This window comes from Dysgonomonas mossii (genome assembly GCF_004569505.1).
Lineage (GTDB): Bacteria > Bacteroidota > Bacteroidia > Bacteroidales > Dysgonomonadaceae > Dysgonomonas.
Genome location: NZ_SPPK01000090.1, coordinates 1 through 423 on the forward strand (window position 1 = coordinate 1; position 423 = coordinate 423).

Annotated in this window: 2 protein-coding genes; both read left to right on the top strand. The window is 31.7% G+C overall.

All coding sequences use genetic code 11. From position 1 onward, the window contains the following. Positions 1–225 (top strand): phosphoribosylformylglycinamidine synthase subunit PurQ (locus E4T88_RS17565; protein ID WP_185146762.1); only part of this gene is annotated, 225 nt, incomplete at its 5' end. Then, positions 218–423: phosphoribosylformylglycinamidine synthase-related protein (locus E4T88_RS17570; RefSeq protein ID WP_135107586.1), on the top strand; the 206-nt coding region annotated here is incomplete at its 3' end. The genes E4T88_RS17565 and E4T88_RS17570, both read left to right, overlap by 8 nt.

A 423-nucleotide genomic window follows, 5' to 3' on the forward strand; every position in this document is an offset into this window, starting at 1 on the left:
GATGAAATGTATGAAGAATTGAAAAAACATAATAAAATTATTTTAACGTACCAAGATAATACAAATGGATCATACAAAGATATAGCAGGGATTACAAATATAGAAGGTAACGTTTGTGGTATGATGCCACATCCTGAGAGAGCTATGGAAACATTACTTGGCTCAGATAGCGGTGTTAAGTTATTTCAATCTATGATCGAGAGTTGGAGGGAACAACATGTCTAAGTTTTTAGAACCGAGTATTAAAGAAATCGAAACTGAACATTTATATAGAGATATGGGATTAACGGATGAAGAGTATCAAAAAGTTATAAGCATATTAGGAAGAAAACCTAATTTCACTGAAATTGGTATTTTCTCAGTTATGTGGAGTGAACATTGTTCTTATAAACATTCTACACCATTTCTTAAACAGTTTCCTAC